Consider the following 18,965-nt stretch of genomic DNA (forward strand, 5'->3'; position numbering starts at 1 on the left):
CAGTTAAACGACATTTTTTATTTGGACGGAATTCGCTTCGGGGTAAAACGCCAAGTAACCCTCAGGCGGCAAGGCGTTTAGCTCAAGGCTTAGCTGAACATCTGGTAGACCTTGGCGCTCTGTTTGCTGCGTTGCAGCTCCTGCAGCTCTTCGGCCAGCTTGCCTTGAACGGCCTGGCAGAGCGCGACCACTTCACGGTACGTGGTAAGCAGATTGTCGAGTGCGTCGGCCAACGCCTGGTCTTCACGGCCGTCTTCGGCCATCGCCTGTGCGACCAGCTCACGGCAAACGTGGTCAAGCTGGCTGACCTGCTGCCAGTCGCCAGCATGTACTGCTTCCACCAACGCCTGGTGAGTATCTTCCAACTGCTTGACTGCAACGGTCATTGGTCTGTCCTCAGTATTGGCGAATGCCGTCCCAGCCTTCCTTGACGTCACGCAGCAGCGCCGCAACCTCATCCAGAATAGCCGAATCGTTTTTCAGGTTGGCAATGCTCAGACGCTGGATCATGAACGCATAAAGACGATCCAGGTTAACAGCGACCTCGCCACCCTTGTCAAAATCCAGCGCTTCGCGAAGGCCGCCGACAATACCAATGGTTTTGCCGATCAGCTCGCCCTTGAGCTGCACATTATTGAACTGCATTGCACCCTTGGCCTGCGCAATGCGCTGCAAGCCGCCTTCCATCAGCATCTGAATCAAGCGATGCGGATCTGCTTCACTGACCTGAGCATTGACGTTCACGGTCTGGTACTGCTTCATCGCGGCGTAGGCATTCATGGGCGCATCCTGAGAGTGATGATACATGTTCAATGTATCGGCCTCACGCGGAAAACTTTAATCTTTATTTGTCTGCACCCCAGATGCAGCAAGGCCCGCTGTTAAAAACCGAGCGGGCCTTGCTTCACACATTATTCGCCTGGTCCGTTGGAGCTCAGACCGGTTCTATGCCGTCCCAGCCCTGCTTGATTTCTTGCAGTAGCGTCAACACTTCATCCAGAGAGCGGGGAGTATCATCCAGCGCCACTCCGGCGAGCTTGCGGGTCATATAGTCGTACAGCGCATCCAGATTCTCGGCAATTTCGCCACCCAGATCCTTGTCCAATGCAGCCTGCAACGCACCGATAATGCTAATGGTGCTGCTAACCGCCACTCCACGACGCTCAGGGTTTCCGGTAGCCTGAGCATGCCGCGCCAATTTGAGCCTTTCGATAGCGCCATCAAGCAGCAACTGTACGGCCCGGTATTGGGACACTTCCTGGGAAATATTGACCTGCTTGTAGGTATCAATCGGGTTTTTCATTAATTGCGATCCTGCCGTACTACGCCGGGAAGGTTGCTCAATGCGCCGGACAGGTAATCACTGGTGCCAGACAGCTGGCCTACCAGTGCATCCATTGCATTGAACTGCGAAAAAAGCCGCGCTTCGAGCTTGTCGATGCGCAGCGTCAGCTGCTCGCGCTGGTCATCGACGCTCGACAAGGTGTTTTGTAATGCAGTGGTGCGACTTTCAAGAATACCCCCGGTTTGTGTATAGGGATCTACCTTGCCATTCAGACGTGCCATCAAACCGTTATCGCCGGTCAGAAAACCATTCAACTGCTCGAAATTATCTTTCAGAACTGTATCGAGGCGCTCATCGTCAATCGCCAGAGTCCCATCTCGCTGAGTAGAAATACCTAGATCAGCGAGGATCCGCATACCATCCGTACCCTGAGCGTTACCCAACTCATTACGAATAGCCGACATAAAAGAGCGCACGGAGGCGTCCCCTACTAGCGCGGCCGCCAAAGGTTCGCCGTCCTCACCACCTACCTTGGTTACCTTAGTCAGCGAAGTCACAGTGCCCATCATTTTGTTGTAGGCATCGACGAATTTTTTCAGCTGCGATTTAACGCCAGCTCGGTCTTCAGCCACCGCCAGGCTGACGCTAGTCTGACTGTCAATATCCTCCTTAGACTGCTTGGACTTGAGGGTGATGCTTACACCTTCGATAGCGTCACTAATAGTGTTGGTAGCACTACTGATTTTAATGCCATCAATAGCCAGTTGGGCGTCCTGGCCGTAGCTAATTGTCCGCGCTGCCATAGGATCTGTGGGATCAACAGGGGTCGGGGTAAAATCTGCGTCAGGCGCGGGAGGTGTATAGGCGAGACCAGACAAAGCACTTGGATCGTCGTCACTGACAACGCTGACACTGATATCATTACCCGTGCCCGACTGGGTAGAACTGAGGATTAAACGCGAGCCCCCCGCACCGTTAGGGTCAGTCACAATGCTAGCAGACAGCCCTGATTCCTTGCCCGCTGCGTTGACTGCATCACGGATGGCAGTCAGACTGTCATTGCCTTCGGTTACATCGATATTGAGCTGGGTATCTCCCACGTTAATGGTTAGCTTACCGGTGCCCAATTCTGCAGCAGGATCCGCGACGCCAGCTAGCGCAACCTTACTAGTTTGCGCCAGCTTGAATACCTGAACATTGAAGTTGCCGGCGGTTGCCTTAGCATCGGCGGTCACGCTGAAAATATCAGGCTTACCTGAGGTGGCACTGCGCTTTTGGAACAGCGCCGGATCGTTGAGATCCTTCAGCGCGGTCTGAAATTCGGAGAGGGCACTGCGGAATTGGCCGAGGCCAGAAAACTTGGCGGTGGTCGCTTTCTCAAGACGGTTGAGCTGTGCGCTCTTGGGCGCCGCTTCAGCATCAACCAGCGCCTTGACGATGCCGTTGATATCTAGCCCCGACCCAATGCCGTTACCTAAACCTTGAATAGCCATAGCTGTGCCCCTACGACCGAAAATTGACGGTCTGCGTACCGAATGAAATGTCCCGGCAAGGCAGGCAAGTTATGTGCCAGTCAAACCGGCTGGCAGAGGCTCAGGCCTCTGCTTCAAACAACAGGCTGCGAATTTCAGACAAATTCTCTGAGAGTCGCAACGCTTCTTCTGAAGGAATCTGGCGGATAACCTCGCCACTGCTCGCTTCAGTTACGTTCACTACCACCCGGCCACTGGAATCATCAAGTTGAAAATTGATATCCCGACGTACCGACTGGACAAAATCCTGAATATCCGACACCGCCAACTTCAACTCATCTTCGGCGATCTTAGAGGGCTGCGCCAGCGCGTCCCGAGTTTGTGTTGCCACCGGCTTGGCAGCCGATGTTGTTGCTGCAAGATCCGTTTGCCCTAATGCCGAACGCTCGGCCGAGGCCTCAACCGCTACACTTGAACGCGCAGTACGGCTTACATCAAACGGCTTGAGAATGCCCATATCCATGGTGCTTACCTCACAAAGGATAAAGCGGAGGACCAGTCTCCCAGTCCCCCGCAGTGTAACCCTTACTTAATCCTTAGCCCAGGAGGCTGAGGACCGCCTGGGGCAACTGGTTGGCCTGGGCCAGGATCGACGTACCAGCCTGCTGCAGAATCTGGTTTTTGGTCAGATTGGCAGTTTCAGCGGCGAAGTCGGTGTCCTTGATTCGGCTGTTTGCCGCAGAAACGTTCTCGGAAATGCTCTGGAGGTTGCTAATCGTAGATTCAAAACGATTTTGAACAGCACCAAGGCCCGCACGTTGACCATCAATATTGCCAATAGCTTTGTCAATAATTGAGATCGCGTCGTTCGATCCCTTGACAGTTGAAATGTCAATCTTTGCTACGGAAGACAACGTAGCTGCGCTGGTGGCTGCTGCTAAGACAGTACTATCAGCAGGAGCACCAGTAGAACCCGCCTGAGCAACTGTAAAGCTTTTTTCAGACTCAAATTCCAGCTTGCCGCCAACTACCAGGCTATCAGTTACAGTACCCCCTCCGTCTGTCTTAGTAAGAGCAGTACCACCAACAGTAACCGCCGTAGCTGCAGCTGCCACTCCCGTATTGTCCACGTCGGAAATCTGAATATCAAAACCTTCAGAGTTCTTAAAGGTAAGGGTTGCCTTATCTTCGCTCAACTCGGCAGTAATACCGGTTTCTGACGAACGACCATTGACCGCTTCCGCGAGGTTGCTCAGATCAGTAGCCGTCACGCCAGCAGTTATAGTGGCAGCGGTGGAATTGCTGTCACCACTTTTCAATGTAAACGAAACAGTACCCGCTGCAGCGGTTGTCAGTGTCGTTTCTGTGCTGGCATTTGCCGTAACGCCGGTATCACCGGATTTATTGTTAATGGCACTTGCAATCGATGCTGCTTGTTGATTAGCACTCACATCGATTGCAGCGCTACCTGTGGGACCGTTAATCGTAAGGTCGTTGGCTGCAATTACACCATTGCCGCCAGCAGCACCTGCAGTCGCGGTCAACACGCCGACATTCGCTTTCGAGTCTGACTGGAAAGCTCCCAATGAACGAGCAGAAGTGTTGCCCAGGGTAACGCCAATTGTTTCGTTTGCGTTCGACCCAACTTGGAACTGAGATGAGCCGAAAGACCCGTCAAGCAGTTTGCGCCCACCAAAAGTGGTGGTTTCAGAAATACGATTCAATTCAGACTGTAAAGCACTAACTTCTTTCTGCAGCGCTCCGCGGTCAGCATCGCTATTAGACCCGTTGGCAGACTGCAAAGCCAAGTCCCGCATACGCTGCAGAATATTGGTAGACTCCTGCATCGCCCCTTCAGCTGTCTGAGCGATGGAGACGCCGTCGTTGGCGTTCTTGACTGCTACGCCCAAGCCGCTGACCTGACTGGCCAAACGGTTGGAGATCTGCAAACCTGCTGCGTCATCTTTGGCGCTGTTGATACGCGAACCCGAAGACAGGCGCTCAAGGGAAGTTTGCAGAGCGCTGGAAGAACCACCCAGGTTACGCTGGGCGTTCAGAGAAGCTACGTTCGTGTTTACTGTAAGAGCCATGATGTATTACCTCGTAGACCTGATTATGTTTGCCTGAGCTTGCGACTCGCGGGCCGGCATTGCCCAGGCACCCAGTGAGTTCGCGTTCAGTTACTGTATCGGCGTACTGGCCAAGAGCTTTAGGGTTATTTTCAAAAAAGTTTTTTGTTTACTTGACAATCACTTAGGTAAACAAAAAAGCCCTTCCAAGCACCTGACACAGTTTTGACGCCAACCAGATGCCTTGCCGATGAATGTGTATCGACAGGCCTGGCAATAACTTGAGGGGGTTGAAGATCGCTCCATTGCAAGCAACTGCCACGCCCTCCGTTCTATGACATCTGCATGAAGACTGACCGGCGGTAGCGGGGTGCAACGCCCTTGTCATCTGCGGGGCGTTAGCTGGTGGAGAATTCAGAGGCGAGCTTGAGCTACGCCTGAACACTCCGCAAGAGGTGTCCCATGTACGCAGAGAAAGCGCTAATACGCGTGCACCGTGATCTGAAGGTGCACACCTGCTTTTACCCCAACCCGACCACTGCCGCGACTATCATTCTGGTCAACGGCTCATTGGCCACCAGCGTGTCGTTCAACGCCAGCCTTAAATACCTGAGGCCGCTATTTAATGTAGTGGTTTACGATCTGCCCTATCAGGGCCAGTCACGCGGGCACAATCTTGAGCTTCCGCTGATTGGCAAAGAGGATGAGGCCCTGATCCTGCTGGAGCTGATCGAGCATTTTAGTGCTGATCACTTGCTGGCGTTTTCCTGGGGTAGTGTTGCAGCGCTGCTGGCGTTGGCCCAGCGGCCGGCGCGGATCAACAAAGCGATTATCAGCTCGTTCTCGCCGGTACTGAACCCCTTCATGCTGGATTACCTGAGTCGCGCCCGGGCGGCGCTGGGGGCGTGCGACCGCCAGGCCATCGGCAACCTGCTGAATGACACCATCGGCGAGCATCTGCCGCCGCTGTTCAAACGTTGCAACTTTCGCCATGTCAGTGCGCTGGAGGAGTTCGAGTATGCGCAGATGCTCTATCACATCCGCCAGGTAGCCGGATTGGACTGTGATCGGTTTATGAGCTGCGTGGAGAATGTCGACGCACAACTACTGTTTATCAATGGTGAGCTGGACCGTTATACCTCACCGGCGGATGCGCGCCTGTTCTCGCATATGGCCCCACACTCGCAGTTCACGACTATTCGGCATACCGGTCACTTCCTCGAGTTGGAACACAAGACGGCTTGGCAGGATGTGAAGCAGGCTGTAGAACGATTTGTGCTGGAAGAAGGGGTGGTGGATTGCGAGCAGAGGATGGCAATGGTGGGTTAGAGCGCCGACGAGAACACCAAAGGTGTCGAGTGGACCCTCGACACCTCGGGAGACCTGGCTTAGGGGTTCATCGAATCAAATACAGTCTTTTCCGCATCAGCTGCCGCAGCGCGCATGGCGATCAACTGTTTGATCTTGCGATGCGGGAACACATAGAACTGATCATCCTCAACCGCCTTTAGCGTCATTTCGGCTACGTCAGCTGCCTTGATGCGACCCTTTTCCACGGCGGCTTTCAAGGCGGCAGAGCGCTCTTTGTCCAGCGCGCTGGGGGCCAGCGTATCGCCCATGTCTGCTGGACGATTGCGCGCGGATTCATGGATACCCGTAGGGAAGAACGCCGGGCAGAGCACGGTGACGCCCACTTTGGCGCCCGCATCACGCAAATCCAGAGCCAACGTCTCGGAAATCGCGACCACTGAATGCTTGGTGGCGTTATACACGGCCATGCTCGGGCCGTTGACCCAACCAGCTGCAGAGGCGACATTGACGATATGGCCTTCGCCCTGCTCGATCATCATCGGGGTAAAGGCTTTCAGGCCCCAGGCGACGCCGTACATATTGACGCCTACCACCCATTCCCAATCTGCCTGGGTATTCATCCACACCGGACCGCCAACGCTGACGCCAGCGTTATTGAACAGCAGATGCGCGCCACCAAAGCGACTCTTTGCCAGATCGGCAAAGGCTTGCACCTGTTCCAGTTTCGAGACGTCCAAGCGCATGGTCGCAGACTCGATGCTGGCATCCAGCGCTTTGATCTGGTTCAGCGTTTCCTGCATGCCAGCTTCGTCAACGTCGCCGAGCACCAGCTTCATGCCACGGGCCGCGCAACGTAGCGCCAGCTCACGCCCCAAGCCGCTGCCACCGCCAGTAATAACCGCTACCTTGCCTTGAAGATTCTGCATGCTGTGCTCTCCTGAAAGGGGCCTGACAATCTGCCGTGACGAAAGCACGCGGGCCGAATTGAAAGGCATCTTATAAATGTGGCAAATAGAATGCCTTTTACAGCATCACCAAACCAGATCTATCATTTGCAGTGATCAGGCTTTATCAGCTTTTATCCGGCGGTTTGCGATGAATAAGCTATACCTGAAAAGGCACTCCAAGACGTGGATAAGGAATCGCATGACTCGCAAAAGGTATTGCGCATTATTTGGCCTGTTACTGGCTTGCTGGGCTGGCGCTGTTGCGCCGCTGGCGGCGAACACACTGCACCTCAATACGGACATCTTCCCGCCGTATCAGGTTCGCGAAGGGGAAACGTTGAGCGGCACCTCGGTCGTTGCCCTGGAATGCATTTTCAAGACATTACGCCAACCTTATAGCGTCCGCGTCATGCCTTGGCAGCGGGCGATCCACGAGGTCGGTCAAGGCAGGGCCGACGGCTTCTTCTCGGCGACCAATATGCAGCGTGCCAATCGCTTCGCCGCACTCTCTGCGCCGCTGGCGCTGGAGAAATGGTACTGGTACAGCAATCGACCGACCACAGCAGAGGGCGCAGACAGCGAGCTGCGTATTGGTGCTGTACGCGGCAGCAACCAGTTGGCCTGGCTGCTGGAGAACGGGTATGCCGTGGAGCAGCAGGTCAGCAGCACTGAGCAATTATTCAAACTGCTGGACCTGGGCCGCATCGATACCTTCCTTGCCGACCAGCGCACCTTGCGCACCGAGCTGACCAAACTACCCCCGGCGCTGCGGCCAGAGTACGAAAGATTCCAGCAGTACTCGACACTCGGGGTGTATTTTTCCAAGGCGTTTCTGGATAGCCAAAGTGATTTTCTAGAACGGTTCAACCAGCAAATCTATTTCTGCCTGCCGGAAATTCATATGCTCAGCGATGATGAGCACAAACACCTGGCCGCGGTACATGAGCAGCTGTTCAACAGCTGGCCCGAGCGAGACGAACTAGTGTCTGCCGTGCAGGCCCAGAACGCCTTGCACCAGAATCTGAATATTCCGGACATCATGCAGCTCGATCGGCAGTGGCGGGACGAACTGAAAAAGCCGGACGCACCACTAATCAACAGTGTGGCCGGCAATCCCCTGTCCGAGTGGCTCAGTGACCAGCAACAGAAAAACAATAATCTGATTACCGAGATCATCGTCACCGACCAATTGGGCTTGAACGTGGGCCTGAGCGAGATCACCACTGATTACTGGCAAGGCGATGAAGCGAAATTTTCCGAAGCCTTTTTTAACAGAACCGATGAGGCGTATCAGGGCCGGCTTGAGTATGATCAGTCAGCGCAGGGTTATCAGGTGCATATCAGCAGTCAGATCCGCGACCCTGCCAGCAATGAGATCATCGGCGTGCTGATTATTGGTCTGGATATACAGCGCGTACTGCGAGCCAACGGCCTTACCGGAGTTAACTGATGCGCTGGATTGCCCTGTTTATTGTCTCCCTGATCACCATCGGCTGCGCTGCTCCGACGCCGCCTCCCTTGGCTGAAGGTCAGGCGCGCCTGGAGCTAAGCACGCAGCGCCCGGCTGACCGCATCAGCGCATACCGACTGGACGGCGAACTGGTATCCGGCCTGCGCTTCTCAGACCTGAGTCCCGGCAAACACAATGTTCAGGTGCGCTTCCGCTATGAAGTGCCGGGGTCGGCCAGCGCTGGAGGCATGCTGGGCGAGCCGCAATTCAGAACCTGCATCCTTGGTATTGATTACGCCGACTTCAGCGCCGGCAATACTTACCAGTTCATTGCCGACCGGCGCGGCATTCGCCCGGCCGGCTGGCTGGAATCGGCAGATAGTCAGCGCCTGGCCCGCGCCAGCATTATTCGTTGCGGCCCCGGCGTCTGACTTTTCTGATCCTGCGCCGCACTTTTTTCTCCGCATGCTACAATCCGCGCCTGCCCTGACTGGACTCGACACCCGATCAGGAGTCTTCCGCTATTGAACCGGAGAAATACATGTCGATGATCAAACGTCCGCTGGCCGTCATGGCTGGCTTGTGCCTGTCTGTTGCTACTGTTTTTGCATCCACGCCTGCTTTGGCTGAACAGGATGTACTGCGCGTCTCTGCCATTCCCGATGAAGCCCCCACCGAATTGCTGCGCAAGTTCGAGCCTTTGGGCGCTTATCTGGAAAAAGAGCTGGATATGAAGGTCAGCTTTCAGCCGGTTTCAGATTACGCAGGCGTGGTTGAAGCACTGGGTTCCAAGCGTCTGGATCTGGCCTGGCTGGGCGGCTTTACTTTCGTCCAGGCACGTATTCGCACAGGCGATGCGATTCCTCTGGTACAGCGTGAACAGGATGCGGTCTTTACCAGCACCTTTATTACTGCTGACCCCAAGATCAAGGAACACAAGGACCTGAAAGGCAAGAGCTTCGCTTTCGGCTCGGTATCCTCCACCTCCGGGCATTTGATGCCGCGCTATTTCATGCAGCAGGACGGTCTGGACGTGGATAACTACCTAGGCCGCGTGGGCTACTCCGGCGCACACGACGCCACCGTTGCCTGGGTTGAATCCGGCCGGGTCGATGCGGGCGTGCTGAATGCGTCAGTCTGGGAAAAGCTGGTAGAAGACGGCAAGGTCGATACCGACAAGGTGCGCGTCTACACCACCACCCCGACCTACTTCGACTACAACTGGACCGTGCGTGGCGATATGGATCCCGAGCTGGTCGAGCGCATCAAGCAGGCATTCCTCAAGCTGGATCCGGAAAACCCCGAGCACAAGGCGATTCTGGATCTGCAACGCGCCAGCCGCTTTGTCGAGACCAAGCCGGAAAACTACCAGGGCATCGAAGAAGCTGCGCGCGCCGCTGGCCTGCTGTAACGCACCATGGGCATTCGACTTGACGGGACGAGCCTGACTCACCCCGGTGGCTTTACCGCCCTGCACCCGCTCAACCTGGCGATCCAGCCAGGTGAGCGGGTGGCGATTATCGGCTCCTCCGGTGCGGGCAAAACCACACTACTGCGCCTGCTTTCGACTGGCCTGCTGGCTAGCAGCGGCAGCGTGCAGTTGCTTGATGCTGATCCCGCACAACTGTCAGGCGGCGCACTGCGGCGCCTGCGTACGCGTATTGGTCTGATCCATCAGAGCCCGCCGTTGCCACCGCGCCAACGGGTGATTACCGCCGTTCTGGCCGGCCGGCTCGGCCAATGGTCGCTAGCACGCTCGCTTTTATCCTTATGTTATCCGTTGGATATTTCCGGCGCGCGCACAGCGCTGGAGCCACTGGATCTGAGCGAAAAGCTCTTCGCCCGCTGCGATCAGTTATCTGGCGGGCAATTGCAACGCGTGGGTATTGCCCGGGTGCTGTATCAGGGCGCTGATCTGTTGCTGGCCGATGAGCCAGTATCTGCGATGGATCCGCTATTGGCCGATCACACGCTGGCATTGCTCAATCGCCTGGCGCAGGAGCACGGCAAAACCCTGGTAGCCAGCCTGCATGCGGTGGACCTGGCCCTGCGGCATTTCCCGCGGATCATCGGGCTGCGCAACGGCGAGATTCTGTTCGACCGTGAGGCCGGCCAGGTAACGCCGGAAGATCTGCGTGAGCTCTATAGCAATGAAGGGCTTGCTGAAACTCTTCCTGATCCGGTGTCCACACTCGTTACGCCCAGGCCAAGCGGCCAGTCCGCGCCCCGATGCCTTTGAACCCATTGCAGCGTACCGACGCACGCGACCCTGCCGTCCTGCCCCGCGTACTCTTCACGCTGCTGGCACTGGTGTTGCTGTGGCCCGGGCTGGTACTTACCGAGTTCCGTCCGGCGACGCTGGTAGAACCGCGTAATCTGGATACCTTCGGGCGCTTTCTCGCCGGTTTCTGGCCGCCGGAGGTGTCAGCCGAATTTCTTGCGCTGCTGGGCAAGGCCACCCTGGAAACGCTGGCGATGGCCACCGCTGGGCTCGCGCTGGCACTACTGCTGGCGATACCCCTTAGCCTGCTGTCCAGCCGCGCACTGTCAGTCTCCGCTTTGCTCAGCGGCCGCCCCGGCCGATTTGCCAGCATTGCGCGTTATCCGGTCAGGTTGTTGTTGGTTCTGCTGCGCAGTATTCCCGAGATCGTCTGGGCTCTGCTGTTCGTCCGAGCCGTTGGCCTTGGTCCCACCGCCGGCGTACTGGCCATCGCCATTACCTACAGCGGCATGCTCGGCAAGGTCTATGCGGAAATCTACGAGTCAGTCGACCAGCGCCCGGCACGGGCATTGATGCAGGCCGGCAGCTCGCGCCTGGGCGCGTTCCTCTACGGCATTCTGCCGGCAGCGGCGCAAGAACTGACCTCCTATACGCTGTACCGCTGGGAATGCGCCGTTCGCGCCTCGGTCATCATGGGCTTTGTCGGCGCAGGCGGACTGGGTCAGATGATCGACCTGTCAATACGTATGTTTGCCGGTGGTGAGGTTGTCAGCATTCTGCTGACCTTCCTTATTCTAGTATTGGCCGCCGACCAGTTGAGCAGTCTGCTGCGCCGGAGGCTGGCATGAATCGGCGTTACGAGCCGTTGCTATGGATCTGCCTGATTGGCACAGCGCTGGTGAGTTCCTTCCTGTATTTGGGCCTGGATCTCGGCGGCTTGCTGCGCGGCGACAGCCCCAGCCAGATGGCTGACTACGCGACCTCATTTTTTCCGCCTGAGATGTCTCCTGACTGGCTGACGCAAATCAGCTGGGGAGCTGTGGAAACGCTGGCGATCTCGGCCATAGGCACAATATTAGCGGTATTGGCGGGCGCTGCGCTGAGTTTGCTGGCCGCCGGGCGCATGGGCATTACCGCAAAAAGCCTGGCGCGATTGCTACTAAACGCGCTCAGATCCGTGCCGGAACTGGTCTGGGCGGCGCTGATGGTGTTGGCCGCGGGGCTAGGTCCCTTTGCCGGGACACTGGCCATTGCGCTACACACTACCGGTGTGCTCGGGCGATTGTTCGCTGAAGCCCTGGAGAACGCTCCGCCTGAACCGGCAAAAGCACTGCGCGATCAAGGCGCTGGGCCGACTGCGGCATTCTTTTACGGCACATTGCCCCAGATCTTCCCGCAGTGGCTCGCGTACAGCCTGTACCGCTGGGAGAACAATATTCGGATGGCCGCGGTACTCGGCTTTGTTGGCGCTGGCGGCCTGGGGCAGATGCTCTATGTGACGCTGAGCCTGTTCCAGCAGCCCAAGGCTCTAAGCGTGATACTGGCGATGATCGTGATGGTGCTGGTGGTCGACGGGCTGAGTGGCTGGTGGCGGGCGCGGCTGGGGTGATATGAGGGTTATTCAAACCCGAGAATGGATCCCCGAGTTCGCGAGGATGACGCCTCAATCTACACCGTGATTCCCGCAAACGCGGGAATCCATTGGGCCTTTGGCTCACCACCGCCCGATGCCACTGATAATTTTAAGCTTATTCAGAGTACCGCTTGGATCCCCGCCTTCGCGGGGATGACGGCCAAAAGCAGAAACCATAGTTGCGCGTGGGCGGCTGAGCGTCACCACCTCCGGCACTCCCGCCCCACTCGTCATTCCCGCGAAGGCGGGAATCCATTCTGACTTGCAGAGTAAATCAGCTGGCCGGGAACAAACTCAACCCCAACCTCAATGCCGCACCACCCGCTCCTGCACCAGCACCCAGGGACGAATAACCACAGCCCAGAGGTTATCCGGGTCACGCTCATGCCAGTCAGCCGCCTGTGCGTCCGGAGTCAATTGCACCTGCCCGGCATCCATCCACTGCTTAACCGCAGCGCCATCATCCCGAGTAAAGGCTTCAGCTACGATGACCAGGTCCAGTGCAGGGTCAACTGACAACACCTGGCCCGCAGCAAAATGCGACTCCAACGTTTTCCATTCGATAGGCGCAGTCGCGCCCAGAATCGCGGCGTAGGTTTCGGTTTGGTCAGACATTCTTACGCTCCAGATCAGGCTTTATTGCTGCGCATGTTAACCAGCACACCGCCAAGTGCAAGACGGATGAGGGTAAAGAGGCGGCATTGCCGGACAAATACGCCTATTCTGTCGAGGTGTATGTCGTCTTTCAGACAAAATGTTGCAGTTTGAGGACATTGAATGACAATTTGCCAAGACTCGATTCCCTGCGCTCATCGCCGTTGGTAAACTGCTGCGGTACAGTTACCGGGAATGGGTATGGTTAACGCCAACACTACCTGAACCTTCGTGATTTCGGACAACAACAAGCGAGCATACGATATGAAAATGGTCCATAAAAAAGCCCTGTCCCAGTTGATCGCCGTAGCCGCGCTGGCTGGTGCGAGTAGTTTCGCCATGGCAGCAGACACGATCAAGATCGCCCTGGCAGGTCCGGTAACCGGTCCCGTTGCCCAGTATGGCGACATGCAGTTTATCGGCGCCAAGATGGCGATCGAGCAAATCAACAAAGCCGGCGGCGTGAATGGCAGCCAGCTTGAAGGCGTGGTTTTTGATGATGCTTGTGATCCCAAGCAGGCGGTGGCCGTTGCCAACCGTATCGTTAACCAGGAAATCCAGTTCGTTGTTGGTCACCTGTGCTCCAGCTCGACCCAGCCCGCCTCCGACATCTATGAGGACGAAGGCATCCTGATGGTCACCGCGGCGTCCACCAGCCCGGAAATCACCACCCGTGGCTATGAGTTGGTGTTCCGCACCATCGGCCTGGACAGCCTGCAAGGCCCGACTGCTGGCAAATACATCGCAGAGCAGGTCAAGCCAAGCAAGGTCGCGGTTATCCATGACAAGCAGCAGTACGGCGAAGGCATTGCCACCGCAGTGCGTGACGTGCTGACTGAAGCCGGCATCGACGTTCCCGTATTTGAAGGCGTGACCGCTGGTGACAAGGACTTCTCCGCCCTGATCGCCAAGCTGCGTCAGGAAGGTGTGGACTTTGTCTACTACGGCGGCTACCACCCCGAGCTGGGCCTGATTCTGCGTCAATCCGCTGAGCAGGGTCTGGACGTCAAGTTCATGGGTCCTGAAGGCGTGGGCAACAGCGACATCTCTGCTATCGCTGGCGAAGCCTCTGAAGGCCTGCTGGTCACTCTGCCCAAGGCGTTCGATGAAGACCCACGCAACGCTGACCTGGTTGCTGCCTTCAAAGCCAAGAACGAAGATCCTTCAGGCCCATTCGTATTCCCGGCTTATGCTGCGGTACAGATCATTGCTGACGGCATCAAGCTGGCCGGCGACACTGATACTGACAAGGTAGCCGAAGCACTGCGCGGCAACGAGTTCGACACCCCTACCGGCGTGCTGAGCTTTGATGAGAAAGGCGACCTGCAAGACTTCAACTTTGTTGTCTACGAATGGCACGCTGACGCTACCAAAACCGCACTGACCGAGTAAGACCCAACGTTCAGGCCCACCGGAGCAATCCGGCGGGCCTGATTTTTTGATGCCCGTCTGTTCTGACCAGCATTGCTCATCCTGTCATCCCAGGTGCCGTGACCATGCCAGAGTCACTCTATTACTTTATTCAGCAGTTGCTTAACGGTCTTACCGTAGGCAGCACTTATGCTTTGATCGCGATTGGCTACACCATGGTGTACGGCATCATTGGCATGATCAACTTCGCCCACGGCGAGGTGTACATGATCGGCAGCTATATCGCCTTTATGGCCATTGCTGCACTCGCCCTGTTCGGGCTCGAATATCTCCCGCTGATGATTGCCGGTGCGTTTGTCATCAGCATGATTGTCACCAGCGCTTACGGCTACAGCATCGAGCGAGTTGCCTACCGCCCTCTGCGTGGCGGCAACCGTCTGATTCCGTTGATTTCCGCGATCGGCATGTCGATCTTTCTGCAGAACCTGGTGCGCCTGGCGCAGGGCTCGCGGGATATCGCCATGCCCAGCCTGGTCACCGGTGGCATCAGCATTGGGCCTGATGCCGGCTTCCAAGCGTCGCTGTCCTACATGCAGATGATTATCTTCGCTGTGACGCTGGCGACCATGACCCTGCTCACGCTGTTTATCACCCGCTCACGCATGGGACGCGCCTGCCGTGCTTGCGCAGAAGATCTGAAGATGACCAATCTGCTGGGCATCAACACCAACGGCATCATCGCGCTGACCTTTGTCATTGGCGCCGCGCTGGCGGCCGTGGCCGGTGTGCTGTTGGGTATGTATTACGGTGTCATCAACCCCTATATCGGCTTCATGGCGGGGCTTAAAGCCTTTACCGCAGCCGTTCTGGGCGGCATTGGCAGCATCCCCGGCGCTGTGCTTGGCGGCTTGTTGCTGGGCGTGACCGAGGCTATTACCTCCGGCTATTTCAGCAGTGAATACAAAGACGTAGTTGCCTTCAGCTTGCTGATTCTGATTCTGCTATTCCGCCCCAGCGGCATTCTCGGCCGCCCGGAGGTGGAAAAGGTATGATGCGAGCCAATCTGAAACCGGCGGTGATTTCCGCCGTCGTGGTTGTGGTACTCACCGGCCTGTTGATGGGCGTGCGCCTGGGCCAGTCCGGTACCGGTCTGACTGTTACCGGCGCTGGCGCCGATGTGTGGTGGAAAATTGCCGCCGCTGCCGCCTTCATCTTCTTCTTCAACCTGTTCCGCGACCAACTGACCCGCGCCTGGAAAGCTCTGCCTGGCTTGCCAAAAACACCGCCCAAGTTATCCGACATCCGCGATAAGCCTGCGGTGAAAAGGCTATTCTGGTGTTTCCTGATCGCCGCGGCGCTGGTTTGGCCGTTCTTTGCCAACCGGGGTGGCATTGACCTGGCGACACTGGTGCTGATCTACATCATGCTCGGCCTCGGCCTGAACATCGTGGTGGGTCTGGCCGGCCTGCTGGACCTGGGCTATGTCGGCTTTTACGCAGTAGGTGCCTACACCTATGCCCTGCTGGCGATGTACTTCGGCCTGGGTTTCTGGACTGGGTTGTTCGTGGCAGGTGGCATGGCGGCCTTGTTCGGCTTTCTGCTCGGCTTCCCCGTGCTGCGGCTGCGCGGCGATTACCTGGCGATTGTGACCCTGGGCTTCGGCGAGATCATCCGCATTCTGCTGAATAACATGACCTGGCTTACCAATGGCCCGAATGGCATCGGCGGCATTCCCAAGCCAACCTTTTTTGGCCTGGAATTCAGCCGCCGGGCCAGCGAGGGCATGCAGACCTTCCATGATTTTTTCGGTTTCGACTACGACTCCACCCACCGAATTATCTTTCTCTATCTGCTCGCCCTCTTGCTGGTGCTGTTTACCCTGTTCGTGATCAACCGGCTGCTGCGCATGCCCATAGGTCGCGCCTGGGAGGCCCTGCGTGAGGATGAGATCGCCTGCCGTTCGCTGGGCATCAACCCGACCGCCATCAAGCTCAACGCCTTCACCATTGGCGCCAGCTTCGCGGGCTTTGCCGGCTGTTTCTTCGCCGCACGTCAGGGCTTTATCAGCCCCGAATCCTTTACCTTTATCGAATCGGCGATCATCCTCGCCATCGTCGTACTTGGCGGCATGGGCTCGCAGCTGGGCGTGATACTGGCAGCGATCATCATGACCATCCTGCCAGAGCTGGCTCGCGAGTTTAACGAGTACCGCATGCTGCTGTTCGGCTTGATGATGGTACTGATGATGATCTGGCGGCCACAGGGTCTGCTACCGATGAAACGTCCGCACATGGAGCTCCGGACATGACCGCCATGACACCTTTGCTCGATGTAACCGGGCTGACCATGCGCTTTGGCGGCCTGCTGGCGGTCGACGGCGTGGCCTTGCAAGTGCACGAGAAGCAGATCGTCTCCATGATCGGCCCGAACGGTGCCGGCAAGACTACTGTATTCAACTGCCTGACCGGCTTCTACAAGCCCAGCGATGGCAAGATCGTCTTCCGTGGCGAAGAGATTCAAGGGCTACCCGGCTTCAAGGTTGCCCGCAAGGGCATGATCCGTACCTTTCAGCATGTGCGCCTGTTCAAGGAAATGACGGTCGTCGAAAATCTGCTGGTGGCGCAGCACCAGAGCATGAATACCAGCATGCTTGCCGGCCTGTTCAAGACGCCCAGCTATCGGCGCAGCGAAAAGGAGGCGATGGAGCGAGCAGCCTATTGGCTTGAGCGAGTCAACCTGCACGAATTCGCCAACCGCACCGCCAGCACCCTGGCCTACGGGCAGCAACGCCGCCTGGAGATCGCTCGTTGCATGGTCACGCAGCCAAGCCTGCTGATGCTGGATGAGCCGGCTGCCGGCCTCAACCCGCGTGAAACTCACGACCTCAAGGAATTGATCTCCGAGCTGCGAGACAACCACGACCTGACCGTACTGCTGATCGAGCACGATATGAAGCTGGTGATGGATATTTCCGATCATATCGTCGTGATCAACCAGGGCACGCCCCTGGCCGAGGGCACACCGGAGCAGGTGCGCAACAACCCCGCCGTGATCAAGGCCTACCTGGGCGAAACCTGAGGCATAGATTCCATGCTGTATATGAAAAACGTCTCTACCCACTACGGCAAGATCCAGGCCCTGCACGACGTCAGCCTGGAAGTGGAGCGCGGCGAAATTGTTACCCTGATTGGTGCCAATGGCGCCGGCAAGACCACCCTGTTGATGACGCTGTGCGGTGATCCGCGCGCGACTACCGGCAGCATCCGTTATGAAGGGGAAGAGCTGACCGGCTTGACCACCGCCGAGATCATGCGCAAGGACATCGCCATTGTGCCGGAAGGCCGCCGCGTGTTCTCACGCCTGACCGTGGAAGAAAACCTGAGCATGGGTGGCTTTTTTACCCATAAGGATGATTTTCAGCAGCAGCTGGATACCACCCTGAGCCTGTTCCCGCGCTTGAAAGAACGCTACCAGCAGCGCGCCGGCACCATGTCCGGCGGCGAGCAGCAAATGCTCGCCATTGGTCGTGCACTGATGAGCAAGCCGCGCCTGCTACTGCTCGACGAGCCGTCTCTGGGGCTGGCGCCCATCATCATCCAGCAGATATTCGAGATTATCGAGCAACTGCGCAGCCAGGGTGTGACCATCTTTCTGGTCGAGCAGAATGCCAACCAGGCGCTCAAGCTGGCAGATCGCGGCTATGTAATGGAGCACGGGCACATCGTCATGCAGGACAGCGGTGAAGCACTATTATCCGATCCGCAGGTACGAAGCGCTTACCTGGGCGGTTGATGCTCAGGGCAACAGACCCTGATAGGCACAGCCTGTCAGGGTTTGGCCGTCACGAACCAAGCGGGCAGTACGATGAAAATAGTCGCCGCTGCTCTGCTCGAAACAGCCATCCGGATATAACCAGAGTTCCTGCGAGTCTCCCCGTAAGGTCTGAAAGCCAATGGCACTACCCGGTATCTCTTCGGTAATCACCGGTACGGGCAGCGCTATACTGTCCGTGCCCTGATCCAGCCATTGCATACCTGCAGGCCCAATCTGCATCCGCCATTCAAGCCCATTGCCCACAACCGACCACTGCGTACGCGCATGGGACTGATCGGCACAGCCACTCAGCTCCTGCTGCAGGCGAATCACTTCCACCGGCTCAACGGCACCATCAGTCAATGTGCGCACGGCCATGTCTACAAATACCGACTGTCGGCCTGGATGTACCACCTGCTCGAACAACTGTTGGATATTCGCCGAATCAGCTACGGCCATGGCGTTGCTGCCGTCGCAGGGCAGCAATCGGAGCCCGCCTGACTCTGCAGTCAAGGTTCCGGTCAATCGTTCACCGGGCTCCTGCCGCGCTCCCGGCAAGATGGCACAACCGGCCATGGCGACAACCACGAGAAGTAGGCCAAATCGGGAAAAATTCACATACTTGGAAGACATAAGGCACCTTTGAGCGGAAAACCCTAAAAAAGGGCCATGTGCTTGATCACAAAATCAACAACTGATGGTACCCTCTGCGATGTTAAAGGGGCTACTCTTACACCAA

Annotated in this window: 21 protein-coding genes; 12 read left to right on the forward strand and 9 right to left on the reverse strand. The window is 57.0% G+C overall.

Annotated features, from left to right (window positions below; all coding sequences use genetic code 11):
• Nucleotides 1–89: 89 nt before the first annotated feature.
• The 6 genes from fliT to EAO82_RS16690 form a co-directional block, all read right to left on the reverse strand.
• Nucleotides 90–386, reverse strand: a complete 297-nt coding sequence (fliT, locus tag EAO82_RS16665) for a flagellar protein FliT (protein ID WP_174958991.1) — start codon at nt 384–386, stop codon at nt 90–92.
• A 10-nt stretch (nt 387–396) separates the two neighbouring features.
• A complete protein-coding gene (gene fliS, locus EAO82_RS16670) occupies nt 397–780 on the reverse strand; it encodes a flagellar export chaperone FliS (protein ID WP_096348301.1) in 384 nt (127 codons plus the stop codon).
• Nucleotides 781–934: 154 nt separating this feature from the next.
• Nucleotides 935–1,303: a flagellar export chaperone FliS gene (gene fliS / locus EAO82_RS16675; protein ID WP_096348302.1), complete on the reverse strand. Its 369-nt coding sequence runs from the start codon at nt 1,301–1,303 to the stop codon at nt 935–937.
• Nucleotides 1,303–2,778: a flagellar filament capping protein FliD gene (fliD, locus tag EAO82_RS16680; protein ID WP_321540949.1), complete on the reverse strand. Its 1,476-nt coding sequence runs from the start codon at nt 2,776–2,778 to the stop codon at nt 1,303–1,305. The genes fliS (EAO82_RS16675) and fliD overlap by 1 nt, the downstream gene beginning before the upstream one ends.
• Before the next feature lie 100 nt (nt 2,779–2,878).
• Nucleotides 2,879–3,280, reverse strand: a complete 402-nt coding sequence (locus tag EAO82_RS16685; protein WP_231703233.1) for a flagellar protein FlaG — start codon at nt 3,278–3,280, stop codon at nt 2,879–2,881.
• Between the two features lie 73 nt (nt 3,281–3,353).
• Nucleotides 3,354–4,847 (reverse strand): flagellin, encoded by a 1,494-nt coding sequence (locus EAO82_RS16690; protein ID WP_096348303.1) that lies wholly within the window; start codon nt 4,845–4,847, stop codon nt 3,354–3,356.
• A 441-nt stretch (nt 4,848–5,288) separates the two neighbouring features.
• Here EAO82_RS16690 and EAO82_RS16695 point away from each other — a divergent pair, with 441 nt between their 5' ends.
• Nucleotides 5,289–6,155 (forward strand): alpha/beta fold hydrolase, encoded by an 867-nt coding sequence (locus tag EAO82_RS16695; protein WP_096348304.1) that lies wholly within the window; start codon nt 5,289–5,291, stop codon nt 6,153–6,155.
• A 59-nt stretch (nt 6,156–6,214) separates the two neighbouring features.
• Here the strand turns inward: EAO82_RS16695 and EAO82_RS16700 are convergent, their stop codons facing one another.
• Nucleotides 6,215–7,063: an SDR family NAD(P)-dependent oxidoreductase gene (locus EAO82_RS16700; protein WP_174958994.1), complete on the reverse strand. Its 849-nt coding sequence runs from the start codon at nt 7,061–7,063 to the stop codon at nt 6,215–6,217.
• Nucleotides 7,064–7,283: 220 nt separating this feature from the next.
• Here EAO82_RS16700 and EAO82_RS16705 point away from each other — a divergent pair, with 220 nt between their 5' ends.
• The 6 genes from EAO82_RS16705 (at nt 7,284) to phnE (ending at nt 12,364) form a co-directional block, all read left to right on the forward strand.
• Complete coding sequence (locus EAO82_RS16705; protein WP_174958996.1) at nt 7,284–8,534, forward strand: substrate-binding periplasmic protein; 1,251 nt, start codon at nt 7,284–7,286, stop codon at nt 8,532–8,534.
• Entirely contained in the window at nt 8,534–8,965 is a 432-nt protein-coding gene (locus tag EAO82_RS16710) for a hypothetical protein (RefSeq protein ID WP_096348307.1), read from the forward strand. The genes EAO82_RS16705 and EAO82_RS16710 overlap by 1 nt, the downstream gene beginning before the upstream one ends.
• 116 nt (nt 8,966–9,081) lie before the next feature.
• Nucleotides 9,082–9,945 carry a putative selenate ABC transporter substrate-binding protein gene (locus EAO82_RS16715; RefSeq protein WP_096348474.1) on the forward strand — a complete coding sequence of 288 codons (864 nt, stop codon included), beginning with the start codon at nt 9,082–9,084 and terminating at the stop codon, nt 9,943–9,945.
• A gap of 6 nt (nt 9,946–9,951) precedes the next feature.
• Entirely contained in the window at nt 9,952–10,773 is an 822-nt protein-coding gene (locus tag EAO82_RS16720; RefSeq protein WP_096348308.1) for a phosphonate ABC transporter ATP-binding protein, read from the forward strand.
• Nucleotides 10,764–11,603, forward strand: coding sequence for a PhnE/PtxC family ABC transporter permease (locus EAO82_RS16725; RefSeq protein ID WP_096348309.1), 840 nt, complete (start codon nt 10,764–10,766; stop codon nt 11,601–11,603). Before EAO82_RS16720 ends, EAO82_RS16725 begins: the two co-directional genes overlap by 10 nt.
• Nucleotides 11,600–12,364, forward strand: coding sequence for a phosphonate ABC transporter, permease protein PhnE (phnE, locus tag EAO82_RS16730; protein WP_096348310.1), 765 nt, complete (start codon nt 11,600–11,602; stop codon nt 12,362–12,364). Before EAO82_RS16725 ends, phnE begins: the two co-directional genes overlap by 4 nt.
• A gap of 330 nt (nt 12,365–12,694) precedes the next feature.
• Here phnE and EAO82_RS16735 read toward each other — a convergent pair whose 3' ends face one another.
• Nucleotides 12,695–13,003, reverse strand: coding sequence for a DUF2288 domain-containing protein (locus EAO82_RS16735; RefSeq protein ID WP_096348311.1), 309 nt, complete (start codon nt 13,001–13,003; stop codon nt 12,695–12,697).
• A gap of 309 nt (nt 13,004–13,312) precedes the next feature.
• Here EAO82_RS16735 and EAO82_RS16740 point away from each other — a divergent pair, with 309 nt between their 5' ends.
• From EAO82_RS16740 to EAO82_RS16760, 5 genes are all read left to right on the forward strand, one after another.
• Nucleotides 13,313–14,434: a branched-chain amino acid ABC transporter substrate-binding protein gene (locus tag EAO82_RS16740; protein WP_321540973.1), complete on the forward strand. Its 1,122-nt coding sequence runs from the start codon at nt 13,313–13,315 to the stop codon at nt 14,432–14,434.
• A gap of 104 nt (nt 14,435–14,538) precedes the next feature.
• Complete coding sequence (gene livH, locus EAO82_RS16745) at nt 14,539–15,465, forward strand: high-affinity branched-chain amino acid ABC transporter permease LivH (protein ID WP_096348313.1); 927 nt, start codon at nt 14,539–14,541, stop codon at nt 15,463–15,465.
• Entirely contained in the window at nt 15,465–16,721 is a 1,257-nt protein-coding gene (locus EAO82_RS16750) for a high-affinity branched-chain amino acid ABC transporter permease LivM (protein ID WP_096348475.1), read from the forward strand. The genes livH and EAO82_RS16750 overlap by 1 nt, the downstream gene beginning before the upstream one ends.
• A 5-nt stretch (nt 16,722–16,726) precedes the next feature.
• Nucleotides 16,727–17,491 (forward strand): high-affinity branched-chain amino acid ABC transporter ATP-binding protein LivG, encoded by a 765-nt coding sequence (livG, locus tag EAO82_RS16755; protein WP_096348476.1) that lies wholly within the window; start codon nt 16,727–16,729, stop codon nt 17,489–17,491.
• Nucleotides 17,492–17,503: 12 nt separating this feature from the next.
• Nucleotides 17,504–18,205, forward strand: a complete 702-nt coding sequence (locus EAO82_RS16760; RefSeq protein WP_096348314.1) for an ABC transporter ATP-binding protein — start codon at nt 17,504–17,506, stop codon at nt 18,203–18,205.
• Between the two features lie 3 nt (nt 18,206–18,208).
• On the opposite strand, the gene EAO82_RS16765 is transcribed toward EAO82_RS16760, so the two are convergent.
• Nucleotides 18,209–18,859, reverse strand: a complete 651-nt coding sequence (locus tag EAO82_RS16765; protein WP_096348315.1) for a hypothetical protein — start codon at nt 18,857–18,859, stop codon at nt 18,209–18,211.
• Nucleotides 18,860–18,965: the final 106 nt, after the last annotated feature.

The sequence above is a fragment of the Halopseudomonas pelagia genome, assembly GCF_009497895.1.
Taxonomy (GTDB): Bacteria; Pseudomonadota; Gammaproteobacteria; order Pseudomonadales; family Pseudomonadaceae; genus Halopseudomonas; species Halopseudomonas pelagia_A.